This is a genomic window from Rhizobacter sp. P3_B12 (assembly GCF_056402895.1).
In genome coordinates this window covers 1-545 of sequence record NZ_JBFUGN010001773.1, presented here as the reverse complement: position 1 = coordinate 545, position 545 = coordinate 1, and the positions used below count along the sequence as shown (strand labels likewise).

1 protein-coding gene is annotated in these 545 nt (G+C 71.7%); it reads left to right on the top strand.

The window, feature by feature from the left end; translation table 11 throughout:
• Positions 1–435, top strand: a 435-nt coding sequence (locus AC1D01_RS38150) for an RNA polymerase sigma factor (RefSeq protein WP_477875212.1), incomplete at its 5' end; no start/stop codon positions are given.
• Positions 436–545: the final 110 nt, after the last annotated feature.

The window sequence follows — 545 nt, the reverse complement described above, 5'->3', positions numbered from 1 at the left end:
GTCTGGCAGAAGGCCGGCGAGTTCCGCGGCGAGTCGCGCGTGTCGACCTGGATCCTCGGCATCGCCTGGCGCAGTGCGCTGAAGACGCTGCGCGAGCACGGCGAGGAGCCGGTCGAAGCGCCCTCGGATGAACAAACCCACGAGCTGCATGYCCTCGACGACCCCCACGCCCGCCACGAGCTGGCCGACTGGGTCGCCAAGGGCATGCGCCGCCTCAACGCCGAGCAGCGCGCGACGATGGAGCTGGCCTATGGCGCCGGCCACTCGCTCGACGAGGTGGCGCAGATCATGGACTGCGAGCTCAGCACCGTGAAGGCGCGCATGTTCCACGCCCGCGCGAAGCTGCGCCAGGTGCTGCCGATGCTGGCCGGCGTGCCGCCGGTGCGCCGCCCGGGCCGTGCGGGCCGCAAGGAGTACGACGATGAAGAAGCATGACGCCGACGGCGATTCCACCGACCTGGCCTGGCAGCGTGCGCTGCGCCAGGCGATGGCCGAGCCGCAGCCGCCGCTGACCGATGCCGATGCGGGGCTGAAGCGGCTGATGC